The sequence below is a fragment of the Pseudomonas synxantha genome, from assembly GCF_900105675.1.
Classification (GTDB): domain Bacteria; phylum Pseudomonadota; class Gammaproteobacteria; order Pseudomonadales; family Pseudomonadaceae; genus Aquipseudomonas; species Aquipseudomonas synxantha.
Genome location: NZ_LT629786.1, coordinates 6141848 through 6164701, shown reverse-complemented (window position 1 = coordinate 6164701; position 22854 = coordinate 6141848). Strand labels below are relative to the sequence as shown.

21 protein-coding genes are annotated in these 22854 nt (G+C 58.6%); 13 read left to right on the top strand and 8 right to left on the bottom strand.

Going from position 1 to position 22854, the window contains the following annotated elements; genetic code table 11:
• Positions 1-22: 22 nt before the first annotated feature.
• Complete coding sequence (locus BLU48_RS28545; RefSeq protein ID WP_057023227.1) at positions 23-799, bottom strand: hypothetical protein; 777 nt, start codon at positions 797-799, stop codon at positions 23-25.
• Between the two features lie 135 nt (positions 800-934).
• On the opposite strand from BLU48_RS28545, the gene def reads away from it, so the two are divergent.
• From def to BLU48_RS28520, 5 genes are all read left to right on the top strand, one after another.
• Positions 935-1441: a peptide deformylase gene (gene def, locus BLU48_RS28540; RefSeq protein WP_046070226.1), complete on the top strand. Its 507-nt coding sequence runs from the start codon at positions 935-937 to the stop codon at positions 1439-1441.
• A 69-nt stretch (positions 1442-1510) separates the two neighbouring features.
• The gene (gene fmt, locus BLU48_RS28535; protein ID WP_057023228.1) at positions 1511-2464 is read left to right on the top strand and encodes a methionyl-tRNA formyltransferase; all 954 of its coding nucleotides are present in this window, start codon (positions 1511-1513) and stop codon (positions 2462-2464) included.
• Complete coding sequence (gene rsmB / locus BLU48_RS28530; RefSeq protein ID WP_057023229.1) at positions 2461-3771, top strand: 16S rRNA (cytosine(967)-C(5))-methyltransferase RsmB; 1311 nt, start codon at positions 2461-2463, stop codon at positions 3769-3771. The genes fmt and rsmB overlap by 4 nt, the downstream gene beginning before the upstream one ends.
• A gap of 22 nt (positions 3772-3793) precedes the next feature.
• On the top strand, positions 3794-5167 hold the full coding sequence (trkA, locus tag BLU48_RS28525) for a Trk system potassium transporter TrkA (RefSeq protein WP_057023230.1): 1374 nt from the start codon (positions 3794-3796) through the stop codon (positions 5165-5167).
• Positions 5168-5185: 18 nt separating this feature from the next.
• Positions 5186-5497: a hypothetical protein gene (locus tag BLU48_RS28520; protein WP_057023231.1), complete on the top strand. Its 312-nt coding sequence runs from the start codon at positions 5186-5188 to the stop codon at positions 5495-5497.
• 134 nt (positions 5498-5631) lie between these two features.
• Here BLU48_RS28520 and BLU48_RS28515 read toward each other — a convergent pair whose 3' ends face one another.
• Complete coding sequence (locus BLU48_RS28515) at positions 5632-6519, bottom strand: lysophospholipid acyltransferase (RefSeq protein WP_014716285.1); 888 nt, start codon at positions 6517-6519, stop codon at positions 5632-5634.
• Between the two features lie 40 nt (positions 6520-6559).
• On the bottom strand, positions 6560-7117 hold the full coding sequence (locus BLU48_RS28510; protein WP_057023232.1) for a DNA-3-methyladenine glycosylase I: 558 nt from the start codon (positions 7115-7117) through the stop codon (positions 6560-6562).
• An 81-nt stretch (positions 7118-7198) separates the two neighbouring features.
• On the opposite strand from BLU48_RS28510, the gene glyQ reads away from it, so the two are divergent.
• From glyQ to BLU48_RS28490, 4 genes are all read left to right on the top strand, one after another.
• Entirely contained in the window at positions 7199-8152 is a 954-nt protein-coding gene (gene glyQ / locus BLU48_RS28505; protein WP_057023233.1) for a glycine--tRNA ligase subunit alpha, read from the top strand.
• The gene (gene glyS / locus BLU48_RS28500) at positions 8149-10203 is read left to right on the top strand and encodes a glycine--tRNA ligase subunit beta (RefSeq protein WP_057023234.1); all 2055 of its coding nucleotides are present in this window, start codon (positions 8149-8151) and stop codon (positions 10201-10203) included. The genes glyQ and glyS overlap by 4 nt, the downstream gene beginning before the upstream one ends.
• Positions 10203-10742: a D-glycero-beta-D-manno-heptose 1,7-bisphosphate 7-phosphatase gene (gene gmhB / locus BLU48_RS28495; RefSeq protein ID WP_164484809.1), complete on the top strand. Its 540-nt coding sequence runs from the start codon at positions 10203-10205 to the stop codon at positions 10740-10742. Before glyS ends, gmhB begins: the two co-directional genes overlap by 1 nt.
• Before the next feature lie 82 nt (positions 10743-10824).
• Positions 10825-11595 (top strand): lysophospholipid acyltransferase family protein, encoded by a 771-nt coding sequence (locus BLU48_RS28490; RefSeq protein WP_057023235.1) that lies wholly within the window; start codon positions 10825-10827, stop codon positions 11593-11595.
• A gap of 181 nt (positions 11596-11776) precedes the next feature.
• Here the strand turns inward: BLU48_RS28490 and BLU48_RS28485 are convergent, their stop codons facing one another.
• On the bottom strand, positions 11777-14056 hold the full coding sequence (locus BLU48_RS28485) for a CHASE2 domain-containing protein (RefSeq protein WP_057023236.1): 2280 nt from the start codon (positions 14054-14056) through the stop codon (positions 11777-11779).
• A 391-nt stretch (positions 14057-14447) separates the two neighbouring features.
• Between BLU48_RS28485 and BLU48_RS28480 the strand changes: the two genes are divergently transcribed.
• A complete protein-coding gene (locus tag BLU48_RS28480) occupies positions 14448-15170 on the top strand; it encodes a response regulator transcription factor (RefSeq protein ID WP_057023237.1) in 723 nt (240 codons plus the stop codon).
• Positions 15171-15267: 97 nt separating this feature from the next.
• Here the strand turns inward: BLU48_RS28480 and gyrB are convergent, their stop codons facing one another.
• Genes gyrB through dnaA form a run of 4 tightly spaced genes read right to left on the bottom strand, consistent with a single transcriptional unit; the run spans position 15268 to position 21473 of the window.
• Positions 15268-17685, bottom strand: coding sequence for a DNA topoisomerase (ATP-hydrolyzing) subunit B (gene gyrB / locus BLU48_RS28475; protein WP_043048232.1), 2418 nt, complete (start codon positions 17683-17685; stop codon positions 15268-15270).
• 4 nt (positions 17686-17689) lie between these two features.
• Positions 17690-18793 (bottom strand): DNA replication/repair protein RecF, encoded by a 1104-nt coding sequence (gene recF / locus BLU48_RS28470; protein ID WP_003187251.1) that lies wholly within the window; start codon positions 18791-18793, stop codon positions 17690-17692.
• A 20-nt stretch (positions 18794-18813) separates the two neighbouring features.
• The gene (gene dnaN / locus BLU48_RS28465) at positions 18814-19917 is read right to left on the bottom strand and encodes a DNA polymerase III subunit beta (protein WP_005783345.1); all 1104 of its coding nucleotides are present in this window, start codon (positions 19915-19917) and stop codon (positions 18814-18816) included.
• Positions 19918-19955: 38 nt separating this feature from the next.
• On the bottom strand, positions 19956-21473 hold the full coding sequence (gene dnaA, locus BLU48_RS28460; protein WP_046070216.1) for a chromosomal replication initiator protein DnaA: 1518 nt from the start codon (positions 21471-21473) through the stop codon (positions 19956-19958).
• A 585-nt stretch (positions 21474-22058) separates the two neighbouring features.
• On the opposite strand from dnaA, the gene rpmH reads away from it, so the two are divergent.
• Genes rpmH through yidD form a run of 3 tightly spaced genes read left to right on the top strand, consistent with a single transcriptional unit; the run spans position 22059 to position 22852 of the window.
• Positions 22059-22193, top strand: coding sequence for a 50S ribosomal protein L34 (gene rpmH / locus BLU48_RS28455; RefSeq protein ID WP_003213577.1), 135 nt, complete (start codon positions 22059-22061; stop codon positions 22191-22193).
• A gap of 13 nt (positions 22194-22206) precedes the next feature.
• On the top strand, positions 22207-22614 hold the full coding sequence (rnpA, locus tag BLU48_RS28450) for a ribonuclease P protein component (RefSeq protein ID WP_020302575.1): 408 nt from the start codon (positions 22207-22209) through the stop codon (positions 22612-22614).
• Positions 22607-22852: a membrane protein insertion efficiency factor YidD gene (yidD, locus tag BLU48_RS28445; protein WP_019816912.1), complete on the top strand. Its 246-nt coding sequence runs from the start codon at positions 22607-22609 to the stop codon at positions 22850-22852. Before rnpA ends, yidD begins: the two co-directional genes overlap by 8 nt.
• Positions 22853-22854 lie beyond the last annotated feature (2 nt).

Here is a 22854-nt window from a genome sequence, read left to right as displayed (position 1 = left end):
GGTAACTTATTTAGCAGGCTATTTATTGTGATTGTTGAGCCGTCTCAAAACGGTCCTTAATCGCCAGGGCGCGTGAAGCACTGAGCACCAGGGCATAACTGAGCTTTTCATAGGTGCGAAAGACCTGCAGGGTGCCGGCCCGCTCATCGGGAAGTCGGGTCGGCACGCCGGTAAGAGCGTCTCGCACAGTGGCGCCAGCCTTGATCACCGTGAGCAATTGGCCTTCTACCAGGCCATCGCGACGTCCCTTGTTCAGGGTCACGGCATCCAGCGCGCCGAACTGAGTGATGCCCCTGGGAATATCGATAATGTGCCCTTCGATGAAGGGTGCTGATTTGGCTGCTTGCAGGTTGGCCAGCTCGACAGGCGGTTCGGCACGGAGCAAACGGTCGCCCGGGCGGATTTCCTGGGTAACCCTCTGTACCGTCAAGGTAGTGAGGTTGTCGGCGAGCAAAAAGCGCGCGGTGCCGATGTCATTGGCGTTGATTCCCAGTAGCTCCTGGGTGTCAGGGTCGATGTAGGCCTTGCCCCGACGAAAGATCCCATAGCTGGGCTGGGCCGGGTCCAAGCTACCGCGAGCATGTATACGCTCGCCGTTGGAAACCAGCACACGACCGCCTTGTACTGCGACAATGTAAGGTGCGTTATCCAGGTCCTGGGGTGAATCGAGAATACGGTTATGCAGCAGGAAGTGCTGGATGGCCTGTTGCGGCGCCTGACCCAGGCGCTCGGTGGGCTGCGCAATCAGTGCCGTGGCAAGCGGGGCCCATAGCAGCAAGACGAGTAGCGATTTCCTCATGGGGTCAATCTCCTTTATTATGTGCGTTCGCGTGAAATGTCATGGCCTTCGCGGCTTCCGAGCGTTTCACACCGGCCGTGTGGGTCCATCCCACCGCCGATTGGTCTCTACCTCACATGTGCAGCAATTACGCTTATGGCTATTTTGAACATCCTCGAATTTCCCGACTCGCGCCTGCGCACGATCGCCAAGCCGGTGGCCGTAGTGGACGACAAGGTTCGTCAGTTGGTCGATGACATGTTTGAAACAATGTATGAAGCCCCGGGCATCGGCCTCGCCGCCACCCAGGTCAACGTGCACCTGCGCGTCGTGGTCATGGACCTGTCTGAAGATCGCAGCGAGCCTCGGGTATACATCAACCCCGAGTTCGAACCGCTGACCGACGAGATGGGTGAATACCAGGAAGGCTGCCTGTCGGTGCCGGAGTTCTACGAGAACGTCGAACGCCCGCTGCGCGTGAAGATCAAGGCCCTGGACCGTGATGGCAAGCCGTTCGAAATGGTTGCCGAAGGCCTGTTGGCGGTATGCATCCAGCATGAATGCGACCACCTCAACGGCAAGCTGTTTGTCGATTACCTGTCCACGCTCAAGCGTGACCGGATCAAGAAGAAGCTGGAAAAAAAGCATCGCCAGCAAGCTTGATACCCTTCTTCCAAAGGCTTGCTGCGGCAAGCCTTTTTCTTTTGTGACTGCTTTTAACCGAGAACGCCCATGACCGAGCCATTGCGCATTGTTTTTGCCGGCACCCCTGAATTCGCCGCCGAACACCTCAAGGCGCTGCTTGCCAGCCCTTATGACATCGTCGCGGTGTACACCCAGCCGGATCGCCCGGCCGGTCGCGGGCAAAAACTGATGCCGAGCCCGGTCAAGCAATTGGCACTGGAGCACAATATCCCGGTGCTGCAGCCACCGACCCTGCGTAATGCCGAGGCCCAGGCCGAAATGGCCGCGCTGAAACCGGACCTGCTGGTGGTGGTGGCCTACGGCTTGATCCTGCCACAGGCGGTGCTGGATATCCCGCGCCTGGGTTGCATCAACAGCCATGCCTCGCTGTTGCCACGCTGGCGTGGTGCGGCGCCTATCCAGCGCGCCGTGGAAGCGGGCGATGGGGAAAGCGGTGTGACCGTGATGCGCATGGAGGCGGGTTTGGACACCGGCCCGATGCTGCTCAAGGTCACCACGCCCATCACCGCCCAAGACACCGGCGGCAGCCTGCATGACCGCCTGGCTGAGCTGGGGCCGTCCGCCGTGCTCCAGGCCATCGCCGGCCTCGCGGCGGGCACCCTGGAAGGTGAAATACAGGACGACAGCCTGGCCACCTACGCCCACAAGCTGAACAAGGACGAAGCGCGCATCGACTGGAGCCGCCCCGCTGTGGAGTTGGAGCGTCTGGTGCGTGCGTTCAACCCGTGGCCCATCTGCCACAGCAGCCTCAACGGCGAAGCCTTGAAAGTACTCGCCGCATCCTTGGCCGACGGCAAAGGCACTCCCGGCGAAATCATCGGCGCCAGCAAAGATGGTCTGCTGGTGGCTTGTGGTGAACAGGCGCTGTGCCTGACTCGCCTGCAATTGCCCGGCGGCAAAGCGCTGAATTTCAGCGATTTGTTCAACAGTCGCCGTGAGAAATTTGCCCTCGGCACAATCCTTGGGGTGGCCGCTCAATGAACCCACGTCTGGCCGCCGCCAAGGCTCTCGCTGCTGTCCTCAACGGCAAGGCTTCGCTGAACAGTTCACTGCCAACCCAGCTGGATAAAGTCGAAGACCGCGACCGCGGCTTCACCCAGGACCTGGCCTTTGGCACCGCCCGTTGGCAGCCTCGGTTGTCTGCGCTGGCGGCCAAGCTGCTGCAAAAGCCGTTCAAAGCGGCAGACGCTGATGTCGAGGCGCTGTTGCTGGTGGGCCTTTATCAATTGCTCTACACCCGGGTACCAGCCCACGCAGCCATCGGTGAAACCGTCGGGTGCGCCGACAAACTTAAAAAGCCCTGGGCCAAGGCCCTGCTCAATGCCGTGTTGCGCCGCGCCCAGCGTGAAAGCGAAGCACTGCTGGCCGAGCTGGAACATGATCCGGTGGTGCGCACCGCCCACCCGCGCTGGCTGCAAAAGTCCCTTAAAGCCTTCTGGCCCGAGCAATGGGAGGCTATCTGCGCGGCCAACAACGCGCACCCGCCGATGATCCTGCGGGTCAACCGTCGCCACCACAGCCGTGACGTGTACCTGCAATTACTCGCCGACGCGGCCATCAACGCCACCCCGTGCGTGTACAGCACGGACGGCATCGTGCTGGAAGCCGCCGCCGATGTGCGCAGCCTGCCGGGCTTTGCCGAAGGCTGGATCAGTGTGCAGGACGAGGCCGCGCAATTGGCCGCCGACTTGCTCGACTTGGCGCCCGGCCAGCGTGTACTCGACGCCTGTTGTGCACCGGGCGGTAAGACGTGCCACATCCTTGAAGTCGAAAAAAACCTGGCCGGTGTAGTGGCCGTGGATCTTGAAGCCAAGCGCCTTGTACGCGTACGAGAAAACCTCGCACGCCTGGGCCTGAGCGCCGAACTGATTGCCGCCGATGGCCGCGACACCGCCACTTGGTGGGACGGCAAGCCGTTCCAGCGCATCCTGCTGGACGCACCGTGCTCCGCCACCGGGGTCATACGCCGGCACCCGGACATCAAGCTGACCCGCCAGCCCGACGACATCGCCGCCCTGGCCGTGCTGCAAGGCGAACTGCTCGACGCACTGTGGCCTACCCTGGAAGTCGGTGGCATCCTGCTTTACGCCACCTGCTCCACCTTGCCCACCGAGAATACCGAGGTCATCCAGGCCTTCCTCGCCCGCACCAGCGGCGCGCGTGAGCTTGACCTCGCGACTACCGCAGGCATCAAGCAGCCCCACGGCCGCCAACTGCTCGCGCAGGAAGGCGGGCACGATGGTTTCTACTACGCCAAACTGATCAAGATCGCCGCCGCGCGCGGCTGAATGGTTTTAAGGGAGTGACCGGATGAAAATCATCATCCTTGGGGCAGGGCAGGTTGGTGGCACGCTGGCCGAACATCTGGCCGGCGAAGCCAACGACATTACCGTGGTCGACACTGATGCCGAGCGCCTGCGGAACCTGGGCGACCGCCTGGATATCCGTACGGTGCAAGGCCGCGCATCGTTTCCGACGGTGCTGCGTCAGGCGGGTGCCGACGATGCCGACATGCTGGTCGCGGTGACCAACAGCGACGAAACCAACATGGTCGCCTGCCAGGTGGCCCATACCTTGTTCCATACCCCGACCAAGATCGCCCGTGTGCGCGAGGCGGCCTACCTGACCCGCGCCGGCCTGTTCGATAACGATGCTATTCCCGTCGACGTACTGATTAGCCCGGAACAGGTAGTGACCCACTACATCAAGCGCCTGATCGAGATTCCGGGCGCCTTGCAGGTGATCGACTTTGCCGAAGGCAAGGCGCAATTGGTGGCGGTGAAGGCTTACTACGGTGGGCCGTTGGTGGGCCAGCAACTGCGCCAGCTGCGCGAACACATGCCGAATGTAGAAACCCGCGTAGCGGCAATTTTCCGTCGTGACCGGCCGATCCTGCCCCAGGGCGATACGGTGATTGAAGCCGACGACGAAGTGTTTTTCATCGCCGCCAAAGCGAATATTCGCGCCGTCATGAGCGAAATGCGCAGGCTCGATGAAAGCTACAAACGCATTGTCATCGCTGGCGGTGGGCAGATTGGCGAACGTCTGGCCGAAGCCATCGAAAGCCGCTACCAGGTGAAGATCATCGAGATGAGCCCGGCGCGTTGTCGGCATTTATCCGACACCCTCGACAGCACCGTCGTACTGCAAGGCAGCGCCTCGGACCGCGACCTGCTGATGGAAGAGAACATCGCCGACGCCGACATCTTCCTGGCCCTGACCAACGATGACGAAGCTAACATCATGTCGTCGCTGCTGGCCAAGCGGCTGGGGGCGAAGAAGGTGATGACCATCATCAACAACCCGGCCTACGTCGACCTGATCCAGGGCGGCGATATCGATATCGCCATCAGCCCGCAGCTAGCCACCATCGGCACCTTGCTCGCCCACGTACGCCGTGGCGATATCGTCAGCGTGCACTCATTGCGCCGGGGCGCGGCGGAAGCCATCGAGGCGATCGCCCACGGTGACTCGAAGTCGAGCAAAGTCATCGGCAAGGCCATTCGCGATATCGGCCTGCCGCCGGGCACCACTATTGGCGCAATTATTCGTGATGAAGAAGTGATCATTGCTCACGACGATACGGTGATCGCCACCGGTGATCATGTGATTCTGTTCCTTGTGTATAAAAAACATATCCGCGACGTGGAGAAACTGTTCCACGTGGGCTTGAGCTTTTTCTGATCCGACGGAGTGACCGACATGCTCGAATCCCTGGAAAAAATGCTCGCCAAGGGTGTGGATAATTCGCTGCTGCGCTTTGGGTTGGGCAAGGGTTATCTGGACTTGAAGGACAATGCCAAGGCGGCCGAGCATCTAGCCAAGTGCGTCGAGTTCGATCCGAAGTATTCGGCAGCGTGGAAGCTGTTGGGCAAGGCGCAGCAAGGGTTGGGTGATAACGCCGCAGCACGACTGGCTTGGGAGAGGGGCATCGAAGCGGCCCAGGCCCATGGCGACAAACAAGCCGAAAAAGAGATGACCGTGTTCCTGAAAAAACTCGACCGCCAGGCTTGATACAGGACTAAATGTGGGAGGGGGCTTGCTCCCGATGGCAGTGTGTCAGCCAATGCATATTTGGCTGAACCACCGCTATCGGGAGCAAGCCCCCTCCCACATTGTTTCTATATCGGTCTTGAGTCAGCTGTGAATCAGTACCACCGCGCCTCACCCGGCGGGCGCTTCTTGAAGCGCTTCATGCTCCACATGTACTGGCTCGGGTAGGCGCCGACATAGCGCTCCACCACCTTGCTCATCGCCGCGCAGGAGGTGGCCGTGTCTGTGCTGTACATATCTTCCGGCGCCGCTTCCAGGATCACCTTGTAGCCTGAGCCGTCCGGCAGGCGCAGGGCATGCAGGAATACGCCCACCGCCTTGTGGCCTGCGAGCATGTTCGGCACGAATTTGCTGGTGAGCGCCTGGGTGGCAAAGAATGGTACGAAGATGCCGGCCGACTCAGCCGGCTCCGGGTCGGCAGGAATACCCACCTGGCCGCCTTTGCGCACTTCCTTGATCACGCTGAGAATACCTTCCTTGGTCGACGCCGCCACGCGGTTACCCAGTTGCACACGCTGTTTGCGCAACAATTCGTCCACTGCCTTGAGCTTGGGCGGGCGATAGAAAATGATCGGCTTGCACTGGCTGCAATAGAAGTGGTTCAACACTTCCCAATTGCCCAGGTGGCTGGTGATCCCCACCACGCCTTTGCCGGAGGCCAGGGCTTCGTGCAGCACTTCAAGGCCCTCGACTTCGCGTACCAGGTCGATGGAACGCTGCGCCGGCCAGATCCACGCACAGGCGCTTTCGGTCAGGGATTTGCCGATGTCCATCAGGCTGCGACCCACCAGGCGCTCGCGCTCGGCCGGGTCCATGTCCGGGAAGCATTTGGAGAGGTTGATCCGCACCGTGTCGCGGGAACGATTGGGGGTTTTCCACATGATCCAGCCGATGCCCGTGCCGACGGCCTGTACGGCGCGCCAGGGCAGCAGGGCAAACAACCGGAGAGCGCCTACCAGCAAGGCGCCTTTAAACTTTTCCACAGGTCACTCCTGATCGTGTGTGGTGCGCAAAGCCGGCATTCTAACCGGCGTTGGCCAAGTCCGCGTAGCGGTCGCAGTCCTGGGTGTGGTCCATGACCATGCCCGAGGCCTGCATGAAGGCGTAGCAGATGGTCGGGCCGACGAAGGTGAAGCCGGCTTTTTTCAAGGCGCGGCTCATTGCTTCGGCCTCGGTGGTAATCGCCGGGACTTCGCTGCGATCCTTGAAATGATTGACCTTGGGTTTGCCGCCGACAAACGACCAGAGCAGACCCACCGGATCTTCCAATGCCAGCCAGGCCGCGGCATTGCGCCGAGTAGCGTTGAGCTTCAAGCGATTGCGCACGATGCCTGGATCCTGCATCAACACCTCGATCTCGTCATCGCTCAGTTGCGCCAGACGCTGCGCATCAAAGCCAAACAACACCTTTCGATAATGCTCGCGTTTGCGTAAAACGGTGATCCAGGACAGGCCTGCCTGGAACCCTTCGAGCAAAAGCAACTCGAACAAACCCTGCGCATCGCGCAGCGGCGTTCCCCACTCCTGATCGTGATAAGCCATGTACAGCGGATCTTCAGAACACCAAAAGCAGCGTGGCATAAGGCTCCAGGGAGTGGTGGCAGGGCCGAATCGGGTATACTCCCGCTCTTTAAATCGCAGCCCAAGTAACAGGTGAATTTCGTGAGCCAGCCTACGCCAGCCGTGCGTACCTTCCAAGACTTGATCCTCGCCCTCCAGCAATACTGGGCCGAGCAAGGTTGTGTGGTACTTCAGCCCTACGATATGGAAGTAGGCGCCGGCACTTTCCACACCGCTACATTCCTGCGGGCCATCGGCCCGGAAACCTGGAACGCCGCTTATGTGCAGCCCAGTCGCCGCCCGACTGACGGCCGCTACGGCGAAAACCCGAACCGTCTGCAGCATTACTACCAGTTCCAGGTGGTATTGAAGCCCAACCCGGATAATTTCCAGGAACTGTACCTGGGCTCGTTGAAGCATGTGGGCCTGGACCCACTGGTGCACGACATCCGTTTCGTCGAAGACAACTGGGAATCGCCAACCCTGGGCGCCTGGGGCCTGGGCTGGGAAGTCTGGCTCAATGGCATGGAAGTGACGCAGTTCACCTACTTCCAGCAAGCCGGCGGCATCGAGTGCTACCCGGTGACCGGCGAAATCACCTACGGCCTGGAGCGCCTGGCCATGTACCTGCAAGGCGTGGACTCGGTGTACGACCTGGTGTGGGCTGACGGCCCGTTCGGCAAAGTCACCTACGGCGACGTGTTCCATCAGAACGAAGTGGAGCAGTCCACTTATAACTTCGAGCACGCCAACGTCGACAAGCTGTTCGAACTGTTCGACTTCTATGAAAGCGAAGCCAAGCGCCTGATCGAACTCGAACAGCCGCTGCCGTTGCCGAGCTATGAAATGGTGTTGAAGGCGTCCCATACCTTCAACCTGCTGGACGCCCGCCGTGCCATCTCGGTAACTGCGCGTCAGCAATACATCCTGCGTGTACGCACCCTGGCGCGTTCCGTCGCCCAAGCCTACCTGCTGGCTCGCGCCAAGCTGGGCTTCCCGATGGCAACCCCGGATTTGCGTGATGAAGTGTTGGCTAAGCTGGAGGCTGCACAATGAGTGCTCAAGATTTCCTGGTTGAACTGGGCACCGAAGAGCTGCCACCCAAGGCACTCAATACCCTGGCCGATGCGTTCCTGGCCGGTATCGAAAAAGGCCTGCAGACCGCCGGCCTGAAGTTTGAAGCCAAGAAAGTCTACGCCGCGCCACGTCGCCTGGCGGTACTGCTGACCGCGCTGGAAACCCAGCAGCCGGATCGCAGCATCAACCTCGATGGCCCGCCGCGCCAGGCGGCTTTCGATGCCGAAGGCAACCCGACCCAGGCCGCCCTTGGCTTTGCCAAGAAGTGTGGCGTAGAGCTGAGCGAGGTCGACCAAAGCGGCCCGAAACTGCGTTTCAGCCAGGTCATCACCGGCAAACCGACCGCCAGCCTGTTGCCGACCATCGTCGAAGATTCCCTGAACGACCTGCCTATCCCCAAGCGCATGCGCTGGGGTGCGCGCAAGGAAGAGTTCGTGCGTCCGACCCAATGGCTGGTGATGCTGCTCGGTGACCAGGTCATCGACTGCACTATCCTCGCCCAGAAAGCCGGTCGTGATTCCCGTGGGCACCGCTTCCACCATCCAGAAAGCGTGCGTATCACCTCGCCGGCCAACTACCTCAACGACCTGCGCGCTGCTTATGTGCTGGCCGATGCCAACGAGCGTCGCGAGCTGATCAGCAAGCGCACCGAAGAGCTGGCGCGCCTGCAGGAAGGCACCGCCATCGTGCCGCCAAGCCTGCTGGACGAAGTGACCGCCCTGGTGGAATGGCCGGTGCCGCTGGTGTGCTCGTTCGAGGAGCGCTTCCTTGAGGTGCCGCAAGAAGCGTTGATCACCACCATGCAGGACAACCAGAAGTATTTCTGCCTGCTCGACGCGGACGGCAAGTTGCTGCCGCGTTTTATCACCGTGGCCAACATCGAAAGCAAGGACCCGCAGCAGATCATCGCCGGTAACGAAAAAGTCGTTCGCCCGCGCCTGACCGACGCCGAGTTCTTCTTCAAACAAGACAAGAAGCAGAAGCTCGAAGACTTCAACCTGCGCCTGCAAAACGTGGTGTTCCAGGAAAAACTCGGCAGTGTCTATGACAAGGCCGCACGGGTTTCCAAACTGGCGGCCTACATTGCCCCGCGCATTGGCGGCGACCCGGCCTGGGCCGCACGTGCCGGCTTGCTGTCCAAGTGCGACCTGGCCACCGAGATGGTCGGAGAGTTCCCCGAGATGCAAGGCGTTGCTGGTTATTACTACGCCCTCAACGACGGTGAGCCGCAAGAAGTCGCCCTGGCCCTGAACGAGCAGTACATGCCGCGCGGTGCCGGTGCAGAGCTGCCGACCACCCTGACCGGTGCGGCAGTAGCCATCGCCGACAAGCTGGATACGTTGGTTGGCATCTTCGGCATCGGCATGCTGCCCACCGGCAGTAAAGACCCCTATGCCCTACGTCGTGCGGCCTTGGGCGTGTTGCGCATCCTGATCGACAAGAAGCTGGACCTCGACCTGACCCAGGCCGTGGTGTTCGCCGTCGGCCAGTTCGGCGCCAAGGTCAAGCAAGCCGGCCTGGCCGAGCAAGTGCTGGAGTTCGTGTTCGACCGCCTGCGTGCGCGTTATGAAGACGAAGGCGTGGACGTTTCGGTCTACCTGTCGGTGCGTGCCCTGCAACCGGGTTCTGCCCTGGACTTCGACCAGCGTGTACAAGCCGTACAGGCATTCCGCAAGCTGCCGGAAGCTGATGCCCTGGCTGCCGTGAACAAGCGCGTGTCGAACCTGCTGAGCAAGGCCGACAACCTCGGCAATGCCGAAGTCGACCCAGGCCTGTTTGCCGATGCCAAGGAGTTCTCGCTGAACTCGGCCATTGCCAAGGCCGAAAACGCCGTGAAGCCGCTGATCGCCGAGCGTAACTACGCTGAAGCGTTGGCGCGCCTGGCGTCGTTGCGTGAGCCGGTGGATGCGTTCTTCGAAGCAGTGATGATCAATGCCGACGATGCCGGCGTGCGGAAAAACCGCTACGCCATGCTCGCGCGTCTGCGTGGCCTGTTCATCAATATCGCTGACATTTCCGTACTGGGCTGATGATGTTGAAACTGCTGATTCTCGATCGGGACGGGGTGATCAATTACGACTCCGACGCTTACATCAAGTCGGTGGATGAGTGGATCCCACTGCCCGGCTCGATCGAGGCCATCGCGCAGTTGAGCAAAGCCGGCTGGACCGTGGCCATTGCCACCAACCAGTCCGGCATCGCCCGTGGTTACTACGACATTCCTACCCTGGAAGCCATGCATGCGCGTTTGCGCACGTTGGTGGCCGAGCAGGGGGGCGAGGTGGGGCTGGTGGTGTACTGCCCCCACGGGCCGGATGAGGGCTGCAATTGCCGCAAGCCCAAGCCTGGCATGTTGAAAATTATTGCAGAACATTACAAGGTGCCGTTAGCTGGGATATGGTTCGTCGGGGATAGCCTCGGTGACCTGGAGGCGGCCAAGGCCGTCGACTCTCAGCCAGTTTTGGTTAAGACCGGAAAAGGCGAGAAGACCCAGGCGAAAAACCTGCCGGTAGGCACCTTGATTTTTGACGATCTGGCGGCCGTTGCCGCAGAACTTATCAACAACTAGCCGCCCTCGACTTCCTGACCAAGGATTGTTCGGGAGTGCGCTTTTAACAGGCGGGCCGTGTCCCGCAACGGTAAATGCCGCCATGTCGATCTTGCAGGCCATCAGAACCTTTTTCTTTTACCTGCTGCTGGGCACCAGTTCGTTTCTCTGGTGCACCCTGAGCTTTTTTATCGCACCGTTCCTGCCTTTCAAGGCGCGCTATCGTTTCATCAACGTTTATTGGTGCCGCTGCGCGTTGTGGCTGAGCAAGGTATTCCTCAATATCCGTTTCGAGATCAAGGGCGCTGAAAACGTCCCGGAGCAGCCTTGTGTGATTCTGTCGAACCACCAGAGCACCTGGGAGACGTTCTTCCTCTCGGCTTATTTCTCGCCACTGAGTCAGGTGCTCAAGCGCGAGCTGCTGTATGTGCCGTTCTTCGGTTGGGCCATGGCTATGCTCCGGCCGATCGCCATCGACCGCGACAACCCCAAGGCAGCGCTCAAGCATGTCGCCAAGAAAGGTGATGAACTGCTCAAGGATGGCGTGTGGGTACTGATCTTTCCGGAAGGCACACGGGTGCCCTTCGGTACGGTGGGCAAGTTCTCACGTGGCGGTACCGCACTGGCGGTCAATGCCAACTTGCCTGTGTTGCCAATTGCACATAACGCCGGCAAGTTCTGGCCCAAGACCGGCTGGGCCAAACGCGCAGGTACCATCACCGTGGTAATCGGTGAACCGATGTACGCAGAAGGCGAAGGGCCACGGGCCATCGCCGCACTGAATGACCGCGCAGCGGCTTGGAATGAAGCTCAACAGCGGGCCATGGGCTCCTTGCCTCCGGAACCCGTAGTGGTAGAGACCCCCGTCGTTTGAGCATCTGTGGATAACCTGTGTACGCTTTGTTGGCGAATTGGCTTTTTTGATGCATAACATGCTGATTTGACTACATATTTCTTGACCTCATAAAATCAGGAAAAACGTGCATAAGTTTTTTCTTCATAAAAAAACCGGTCCTTGTGACCGGTTTTTTATGCACAGCAGGAAATTCCGTTTTTCAATCGTCCAACTGCGGCAGTTGCAGGATGAACGTGGAGCCTTTGCCTTGTGCACTTTCACAAACGATGCGCCCGCCATGCCGTTCTACCACGGCTTTGACCATGCTCAGGCCAAGCCCAAGACCGTCACTGCCCTGGGCGGAATCGAAACGCCGGTATTGACTGAACAGCTCCGGTAAATCCTTAGGTGCAATCCCCGGCCCCTGGTCGCTGATACGGCATTCTAACCAACCTTGTGCGCTGGCATGCCTCAGTCTGACGGTAGTACCGGATGGGGAATATTTGATCGCGTTCTCCAGCACATTGAACAACGCCCGCGTAAGCAGTGATTGGTCGGCGTAGACCATGGCCTCATCGGCCTCATCCAGATCGTGGACCAGATGAATGCCCTTGAGGTGCGCAATCACCGCTACCTGATCAAAGGCATCCATCACCAGCATGGCGAACAGGGTCGGTTGGAACTGATACCCGTCAGCCTCGGCCTTGGCCAATTGCACAAAGGATTCGGTAAGGCTCAAGGCCCGGCGGACCTGCTGCTCGATCTGGGCAAAGACCGTCGATTCGCCGTTATGCACGTCCAGCAGGGCGAGGATTGCCGAATGCGGTGCGCGCAGGTCATGGGAAAGGAAACGCAACATCGTCTCGCGGTGCTGCTGGGCTTCGCGCTCCTTGCTCAGATCAGTCAGGCTGAGCAACCAGCCGAGGGCAAAATCACCTTCGGCGGGAAGCAAAGGTGCAAGCTCCATGCGCAGACTGCGTTGGTGGATGTCGCGGAACTCCACCAGTTCCAGTACTGACAGGGCAGGGCGTACGCCGTTGTGCAGCGGGGGATAACCCAAATCGGCGAGTTGTTCGACGAGGTTTTCGCCGACCAGGTCATTGCCGAATACGTCACGGGCCACCCGGTTGGCCAACAGAATATTGCCCTGGGGATCGGTGATCAGCGTCGCGACCGGCAGGCATTCGAGTCCGTCGGCCATGAAGCGCCGTGTATCTCGCGTGCGGCTGACGGCTTGCTCAAGGGCAAAGATCCGTCCCTGCAGTACGTCGCCCTTACTGGCAGGCGCACGGCGACGTTCAGGAAGCACCTTCGGTTCGTTATCCAGGCGGGCCAATTCCCAGCCAAAGTAGGCGAGGATCACGCTCAGGCGTCGCCAGTTCCAAATCAGATAACTGAGCAACAAACCAATCAGGCAGGCCGCAGGAGACCACCAGTGCCCCAAGCGCAACAATGCCCAAGACCCCAGCAACGCGGCGGCCATGCCTGCCAAGGTCATCCACAGGGCGTAACGTGGGCGATAAAGCAAAAGACCCAGCAGCAGCGTTACCAATGATGTTGCCAACAGCGCGGCCAGCCATCCGGGCAAGTCGACAATGCTGCGGCCCTGCAATAAGCCATTGAGCACGTCGGCTTGGATCTCCACACCAGCTGTAGTACCAACGGTGGAGGAGAGCGGCGTCACGAAACGATCGGCCATCCCATAGGCCGTGGCACCTATCAGAATCAGCCGACCACGCAGTGACTCTGGAGGTACTTCACCGCGTAATACGCTGACATAGGAGACACTTGGAAAGTGCTCGGCCTCGGAGGTGAATGGAACACGAATCTCGTGCTCCTGGTGCCATCGCACATTGCTGGGCGCTTGAGGCAATCCAGGCATGGTCGGGGCTTGTCCACTCAGAGTGAATGCCAGCCAGGCCAATTGCGGAAGCGTACTTCCGGGGGGGCCTTCACGCAGATAAACACTGCGCACCACGCCGTCGTTATCCGCCTCGACGTTGATATGCCCGACCCCCTTGGCGCATTTGAGTAATGGCGATAACGGTTCTTGCGGCGGGCTCGGGCTCCCGCTGCTATCACCGATGATAGGCAGCAATACATTCCCGGCTTTACACACGGCGTCGGCCAATCGCTGGCCATCGGCTTCCTTGCCGGACTCACTGAAAATGACATCAAACAGGATGGCTGCAGGCTGGGCGGCACTCAGGCGTCCAATCAGGTCGGCATGCACGCTGCGCGGCCAAGGCCATGGGCCGAGTGCTTCAAGGCTGGGGGCGTCAATGGTCACCAGCAGGATCCGAGGATCTACCGGCAAAGGTGCAAGCCGACGCAAGCTATCGTAGAGCGGGTTATTGAGGGCCAGGCCTGGGCTCAAGGACAAGTACACGGTGAAGGGCAGCAGTACCAAGCCGATCAGCAGCCACTCCCGCACCAGCCCATGAAATAACAGCTGCGCTCGGGTGGGTTGGCGTTTCTCGGCTTTGCGCCATAGTTTCACAGGGCTACCGCCTCACTCAGGCAAAAGCGATGATGGTTTGCAGGTAAAGCTGTCATAGGCCCAGGTTCCCTGTCAGGTGGTTATGATGAAGCGCGTACGATGCTCTGAAACAAGTGAAGCCTATTTCGGTCTCATTGCAGGGCTTTGTGCAGGCCCGCCAAACAGATGTACCAGGGAGGCTATCGGCACCGCGCCTTTTCCTTATATACAGGAGCCGGTATCTTTCCTTTGAGCATCGAGAGCGCGTCAAGTTAACAGCCCTTTGATATCAGCGTATCGAGAGATTACCGAAGCGTAGATTCCGTCCATAATTATTCAGATTCAGAGGCCGGCATTTGCACAGCAGTGCCCCCCATTCAAGCTCTTGTATTTTTGTAGGAAGGACCCACCCATGCGTGTCGCAATACTGGATGACGAGCCCGCCGAATTGAGACGGGTGGAACAGACACTGCGACAGATTCCCAGCCAAGCGGAACAGCCTTGGTCCCTGCACGTCTTTGAACGCGGTGAGGACCTGCTGCGCCAACTGCGTCGGGAAACCTTTGACCTGCTGATACTCGATTGGCAACTGCCGGATATCTCGGGGATCGCACTGTTGCGCTGGACCCGCGAACATATGGAATCCCCTCCCGCTGTCATCATGCTCACCAGTCGTGATGCGGAGAGCGATATCGTCACAGCGTTAAATAGCGGTGCGGACGATTACGTCAGCAAGCCCTTTCGACCTAATGAACTCAAAGCCCGAGTCAGTGCTGTCTTGCGGCGCCATGGCCTGCAGAAGTCGGCTACTCAGGAAGTGCAGAGTTTCAACGATCTGACCTTCGACGATGCTGAATTGACCGTAACCCGCGCAGGCAAACCTATCAACCTGACGGAACGGGAATACCGCCTTGCCAGTTGCCTGTTCGCCAATTTGGCCCGACCGCTGTCTCGCGAGTACCTGTATGAGCGATTCTGGAGCCACGAAGAAATGGTTTCTTCGCGGCCTTTGGATACGCACATCTACCGTCTGCGCAATAAGCTGGGACTGACGGCGGATCGCGGTTGGCAACTGTTGACGATTTATGGGTACGGGTATCGGTTGGAGAGTGTGGCAACGAACTCCCAAAGTTAAATTTCGTGATGTTCCACGTGGAGCATTTTCAGAATGCACCCAATAAAAAAGGCCAACGCTAAGCGTTGGCCTTTTTGGTTTTAGCCGATTTACCTGATCAGAAGTCCAGGTTAGACACCGCCAAAGCATTGCTCTCGATGAAGTCACGGCGAGGCTCGACCGCGTCACCCATCAGGGTGTTGAAGATCTGGTCTGCGCCAATGGCGTCTTCGATGGTCACGCGCAGCATGCGACGCTGAGCCGGGTCCATGGTGGTTTCCCACAGCTGATCCGGGTTCATCTCGCCCAGACCTTTGTATCGCTGGATGGTATGGCGCTTGGTGCTTTCAGTCATCAACCAGTCCAATGCTTCCTTGAACTCCTTGACTGCCTTCTTACGCTCACCACGTTGAATATAAGCACCGTCGTCCAGCAGCGTGCTCAGCTGCGCACCGAGGGTAACTACCGTCTTGTAATCGTTGCTGCCGAAGAAGTCGCGGTTGAAGGTGACGTAGTTCGATAAGCCGTGGGAGATCAGTTCGACCTCTGGCAGCCAGACGTTACGTTCACGGTCTTCGCGCAGACTGGCTTTGTACACCAGGCCAGACTTCTCGACGGTACGCAGGCGCACTTCGTACTGGGCCAGCCAATCCTGCATGTGTGCATGGTCACCCAACTGTTCCAGGCTCACGGAAGGCAGGTAGATGAAGTGCTCGGTCAGCTCCTGAGGGTACAGGCGCGACAAACGCTTGAGCGTCTTCATTACCATGCGGAAGTCGTTGACCAGGCGTTCAAGCGCCTCACCGGAGATACCCGGGGCTTCGTCGTTCAGGTGCAGGCTGGCGTCTTCCAGGGCCGACTGCGTCATGTACTCTTCCATGGCGTCGTCGTCTTTGATGTATTGCTCTTGCTTGCCTTTTTTGACTTTGTACAACGGCGGCTGGGCGATGTAGATATAGCCACGCTCGATCAGCTCAGGCAATTGACGGAAGAAGAAGGTCAGCAGCAGGGTACGGATGTGCGAACCGTCGACGTCAGCATCGGTCATGATGATGATGTTGTGGTAGCGCAGCTTGTCGATGTTGTACTCGTCACGGCCAATACCGCAGCCCAGCGCTGTGATCAAGGTGCCGACTTCCTGGGAGGAAATCATCTTGTCGAAACGAGCCTTCTCGACGTTGAGGATCTTACCCTTCAACGGCAGGATGGCCTGGGTGCGACGGTTGCGACCCTGCTTGGCGGAACCGCCAGCAGAGTCACCTTCCACCAGGTACAGTTCGGAGAGGGCAGGGTCCTTCTCCTGGCAGTCAGCCAGTTTGCCTGGCAAGCCGGCGATATCCAACGCGCCTTTACGACGGGTCATCTCACGGGCTTTACGTGCGGCTTCACGGGCACGGGCAGCATCGATCATCTTGCCAACGACCAGCTTGGCTTCGTTCGGGTTTTCCAACAGGAAGTCGGAGAAGTACTTGCCCATTTCCTGTTCAACAGCGGTCTTCACTTCGGAAGACACCAGCTTGTCTTTGGTCTGGGAGCTGAACTTCGGATCCGGCACCTTGACCGAGATGATCGCGGTCAAACCTTCACGGGCGTCGTCACCGGTGGTGGCGACTTTATGCTTCTTCGCCAGGCCTTCCGCTTCAATGTAGGTGTTCAGGTTACGCGTCAGCGCAGAACGGAAACCCACCAAGTGAGTACCGCCATCGCGCTGCGGAATGTTGTTGGTGAAGCACAACAGGTTTTCGTTGAAGCTGTCGTTCCACTGCAAGGCGATTTCCACGCCGATGCCATCTTCACGCTGGATGTTGAAGTGGAACACCTGGTTGACCGCAGTCTTGTTGGTGTTCAGGTATTCAACGAATGCACGCAGGCCGCCTTCGTACTTGAACAGTTCTTCCTTGCCGCTGCGTTCATCCTTGAGGACGATACCGACACCGGAGTTGAGGAAGGACAGTTCACGAATCCGCTTGGCCAGGATGTCCCAGCTGAAGTGGATGTTCTTGAAGGTTTCAGCCGATGGCTTGAAGTGGATCTGGGTGCCCGTGGTTTCACTGTCGCCAACGATTTTCATCGGCTCCTGCGGCACACCGTGGACATAGGTCTGTTCCCAGATCTTGCCGCTGCGGCGAACGGTGAGAATCAACTCTTCGGACAGCGCGTTCACTACCGACACACCTACACCGTGCAAACCACCGGATACTTTATAGGAGTTGTCGTCGAACTTACCGCCGGCGTGGAGCACGGTCATGATGACCTCTGCCGCAGAAACGCCTTCTTCTTTGTGTACGTCTACCGGGATGCCACGACCGTTGTCACGCACGGTAATAGACTCATCCGGGTGGATGATAATGCTGATGTCGTCGCAGTGACCGGCCAGAGCTTCGTCGATGGAGTTATCGACCACCTCGAACACCATGTGGTGCAGACCGCTACCATCATCGGTGTCGCCAATGTACATACCGGGACGTTTGCGTACGGCATCCAAACCTTTCAGCACTTTAATGCTGGTCGAGTCGTACGTGTTTTCTTCGCTCATGCCTTCACTCCCGATGGTCGTGGGTCTGGGTGATACGGCCTTGTTCCACGTGGAACAAAGCGACTGGCGTTTCCGTCTGCCAGCCTTCCCTCAATAATTCGTGGTCTACACAAGTGATAAACACTTGGCAGCGTAAGTCTTCCAACAAGCGGCATAGCGAACGGCGGTGCTGCTCGTCGAGTTCCGACGGCAAGTCATCCACCAGATAAATACACTGGCCGCGACGGGCCTGGCTAACCAGATGCCCCTGCGCGATACGCAATGCACAGACCACCAATTTCTGCTGGCCGCGGGACAAGATATCCGCAGCATTGTGTGCGCCTAATCTAAGGCGCAAGTCAGCGCGTTGGGGTCCGGCCTGGGTGTGGCCAATTTGCTGATCCCGCTGCAAGGAGGTGGCGAGCACTGCGCTCAGCTCGCGCTCTTTGTCCCAACCGCGGTAGTAACTCAGCGTCAGCCCCTCGAGATCCAACAACTCGCTCAAGGTCTGCTCAAAGACTGGTTTCAAGGCTTTGATATAGGCACGACGGTACTCATCTATTTCATCACTGGCCAGGCACAGTTCCCGGTCCCAGGCTGCTTGTGAAGCGGCGTCAAGTGTACCATGCCGCAGCCATGAGTTCCGCTGCCGCAGGGCCTTCTGCAGGCGCTGCCAGGTGGCCATAAAGCGTGGTTCCACGTGGAACACGCCCCAATCGAGGAATTGCCGCCGAATTTTCGGTGCGCCTTCCAACAATCGAAAACTGTCTGGGTTGATTAGCTGCAGTGGCAATATTTCCGCCAATTGCGCTGCGCTGCGAGCATTTTGGCCGTCAATTCGGATTTGAAACTCACCGCCGCGATCACGGGATATCCCCAGGCTGCTATGACCGCCTTCAGCCAGTTCAACTTGGCCAAACACTGTGCAAGCCAATTGTTCGTATTGAATTACGGGTAGCAGGCGCGCACTGCGGAAAGAACGAGCAAGCCCCAACAAGTGGATCGCTTCCAGCACGCTGGTTTTGCCACTGCCGTTGGCGCCATGGAGGATATTGATGCGAGGGGAAGGGGAGAAAGTCACCGGGTGCAGATTGCGCACCGCGGTGACCGAGACGCGACTGAGGGACATCTAGCTTCTGCTGAACATGGTTACAGGCGCATCGGCATGACAACGTAAGCCGAGTCGTCGTTGTCGGATTCTTGCACCAGGGCGCTGCTGTTGGAGTCAGACAGAATCAGGCGAACCTGTTCAGTCGTCATCACCCCCAATACGTCCAACAAGTAGCTCACGTTGAAGCCGATTTCCAGTGAACCGCCGTTGTAGTCGACGCCGACTTCTTCTTCCGCCTCTTCCTGTTCCGGGTTGTTGGCCTGGATTTTCAATTGGCCGTTGGCCAGTTGCAGGCGAATACCGCGGTACTTTTCGTTCGACAGAATGGCAGTACGGCTGAACGCCTCACGCAGCGCCTGGCGATCACCGATTACCAGCTTGTCACCACCTTTAGGCAACACGCGTTCGTAATCCGGGAACTTGCCGTCAACCAGCTTGGAAGTGAAGGTGAACTCGCCAGTGGTTGCGCGGATGTGATGCTGCCCCAACACGATGCTTACGTTGCCGTCCGGCTCGGTGAGCAGGCGGGCCAATTCGAGGATACCTTTGCGCGGCACGATCACCTGGTGGCGATCCGGCTGGCCGATATCGGCGCGCATCGAGCACATCGCCAGGCGGTGGCCATCAGTGGCCACGGCACGGATGATGCCTTCCGACACTTCCAGCAGCATGCCGTTGAGGTAGTAACGCACGTCCTGCTGGGCCATGGCGAAGCTGGTGCGCTCGATCAAGCGACGCAGCTTGCTCTGCTCCAGGCTGCAGGTCAGCGAGCCCGGGCCTTCTTCCACGGTAGGGAAATCATTGGCCGGCAAGGTCGAAAGGGTAAAACGGCTGCGACCAGCCTTGACCACCAGCTTTTGCTCATCGACCTTGATATCAATCAACGCGTCGTTCGGCAGGCTTTTGCAGATATCCATCAGCTTGCGCGCCGGCACGGTGATCTCGCCGGGTTCGGCGGGCTCTTCGAGCTGTACGCGCCCCACCAGCTCGACTTCCAGGTCGGTGCCGGTCAAGGACAACTGCTGGCCTTCGACCACCAGTAATACGTTGGAAAGCACCGGCAAGGTCTGTCGGCGCTCGACGACGCCTGCGACCAGTTGCAGGGGTTTCAACAGGGCTTCGCGTTGAATGGTGAAATGCATGGTCTAGTCCCTTGCCTCAATAAGCTGCGCTGGTGTCATCACGTAGTCAGTGTACGCAGCAGGTTCTTGTAGTCCTCGCGAATATCCGCGTCGGATTCCTTAAGTTCGTTGATCTTGCGGCATGCGTGCAGGACCGTGGTGTGGTCGCGTCCGCCAAATACATCACCGATTTCCGGCAGGCTGTGGTTGGTCAACTCCTTGGAGAGAGCCATGGCTACCTGACGGGGGCGCGCAACCGAGCGCGACCGACGCTTGGACAGCAGGTCGGAAATCTTGATCTTGTAGTACTCGGCCACGGTGCGCTGGATGTTATCCACACTCACCAGTTTGTCCTGCAAGGCCAACAGGTCTTTCAAGGATTCGCGAATCAACTCGATGGTGATATCGCGGCCCATGAAGTGCGAGTGAGCGATGACCCGCTTGAGCGCGCCCTCCAGCTCACGCACGTTGGAACGAATACGTTGGGCAATGAAGAACGCGGCGTCGTGGGGCAGGTCGACTTTGGCCTGGTCGGCCTTCTTCATCAGGATCGCGACGCGGGTTTCCAGCTCCGGCGGTTCCACCGCAACGGTCAGGCCCCAACCGAAGCGCGACTTCAAACGTTCCTCAAGGCCCTCGATTTCCTTCGGGTAACGGTCACTGGTCAAGATGACCTGCTGTCCACCTTCAAGCAGGGCGTTGAAGGTATGGAAAAACTCCTCCTGGGAGCGTTCCTTGCGCGCGAAAAACTGAATGTCATCGATCAGCAAGGCGTCAACGGAACGGTAGAAGCGCTTGAATTCGTTGATTGCATTGAGCTGCAAGGCCTTGACCATATCCGCCACGAAGCGCTCCGAGTGCAGGTACACGACCTTGGCATTCGGGTTCTTCTTTAACAGGTGGTTACCCACGGCGTGCATCAAGTGCGTCTTACCCAAGCCAACGCCCCCATAAAGGAAGAGCGGGTTGTACCCGTGCTTGGGATTATCGGCGACCTGCCAGGCGGCCGCCCGAGCCAGCTGGTTCGACTTACCTTCGACGAAGTTTTCAAAGGTGAAGGTGCGGTTCAGGTAGCTGGTGTGCTTGAGCGCACCTTCAACCTGAACAGTGCGCTGTTCGGCGCGGATCGGCGCCTGCTGGGAGCTGGCACCCGCCATCGGGTCGAAGCTGTCACGGGATGGCTCTTCATTCTCTGGCGCATTTTTTTGCGCTGAGGATTTGGAAGGCGTCGCCGCAGGCACCGGGGAAGCGGCAACCGGCGCCGCTGCGGCCTGGGCTTGCGACGCCGCGGCAGCCAAAGGCGCATTCGGCGCGGCCCGTGGTACCGAGCTACGTTTGCTGCCTATTAATAAGGAGAGCACGGGCGCGAGGCCGTTGCCATGTTCATCGAGCAATTCGAGAACGCGGCTCAGGTACTTCTCGTTGACCCAGTCGAGAACAAAACGATTGGGTGCGTAGACACGCAACTCGTCGCCTTCGGCTTCGACCTGTAGCGGACGGATCCAGGTGTTGAATTGCTGGGCAGGCAGCTCATCGCGCAAAAGCTCCACGCACTGCTGCCAAAGTTCCACTGACACGGATATCCCCTAAGTTGAAAGCCGGTGAGGCAAAAACAGCCGCCATTGTAGCGGCCAGCCGCCCACTTATCCACATGTAGGTTGCTCACAGCCCAGCCAAAATCAACGTCTTAACTGCAAAAAAGGCGACCAATGGTCTGTGCATAAGCTCTGTGGATAAGCCACCCTGAGCTCGTTGTACAAGTGGGGTCGAAACTCTGTGGGTAACTGGCCTGTGGATAACAACCCATTCCACGCACAGCTTATCCGACAGCGCAGCACAGGCAGAGCACCGCTTCTCCCCCGTGTTGTCATTCTCTGTACATCACGTAGAACAAGGGCTAAAGGTAGTTATCCACAGAAGATCGAGGGCCTAGCTTTTATAAGCTTTACAGAAAAGCTTTAAATAACTTCCTTCTTTATTTTTATATCTAACGCAAGGCTGATGGAAGCCGGACGACCCGAAGTGCGTCGTGACGCCATGAAGAACTAATTAAAGGAAAAGCTGGTTGGAAATTGACCTAGAGGCTTGCTTTCTCTAGAATCGCCGGTCTCTTAAAACGGGGGCCATTCCGGCCCGTTGTGGACGAACCAGGTAACAACGCCATGAAACGTACTTTCCAACCAAGCACCATCAAACGCGCCCGTACTCACGGCTTCCGTGCTCGCATGGCTACCAAGAACGGCCGTGCTGTCCTGTCGCGTCGCCGCGCCAAAGGTCGTGCGCGTCTGGCAGTTTGATAATCCGGTACTGGTGGTGAGTCAGGACTTCAGTCGGGAAAAGCGTCTGCTAACCCCCCGGCATTTCAAGGCAGTCTTTGACTCCCCCACCGGCAAGGTTCCGGGGAAAAATCTCCTGCTCCTTGCGCGTAACAACGATCTTGATCACCCTCGTCTAGGGTTGGTGATCGGCAAGAAGAGCGTAAAGCTCTCCGTTGAGCGCAATCGCCTCAAGCGTCTGATGCGCGAATCGTTTCGCCTCCACCAGGACACTCTGGTTGGTTGGGATATTGTTATCGTCGCGCGCAAAGGCTTGGGTGATGTAGAAAACCCCGAATTGATTCAGCATTTCGGCAAGCTCTGGAAACGTTTGGCGCGTACCCACAAGCCAGCACCAGCAGTCAGCACCGAAACTGTAGGGGTAGACAGTCTTGATGCGTAAACTGGCAATCGTTCCGATCCAGTTTTATCGCTATGCCATTAGTCCCCTGATGGCCAGCCACTGTCGTTTCTACCCCAGCTGTTCCTGCTACGCGTTAGAGGCCATAGAAAATCATGGTCTTCTGCGCGGTGGCTGGCTGACCTTTCGTCGTTTAGGTCGCTGTCATCCGTGGAATCCCGGTGGTTATGACCCGGTTCCACCTATCCCTACCTCCCGTTCTTCTTCGATGGCCGAGTAATC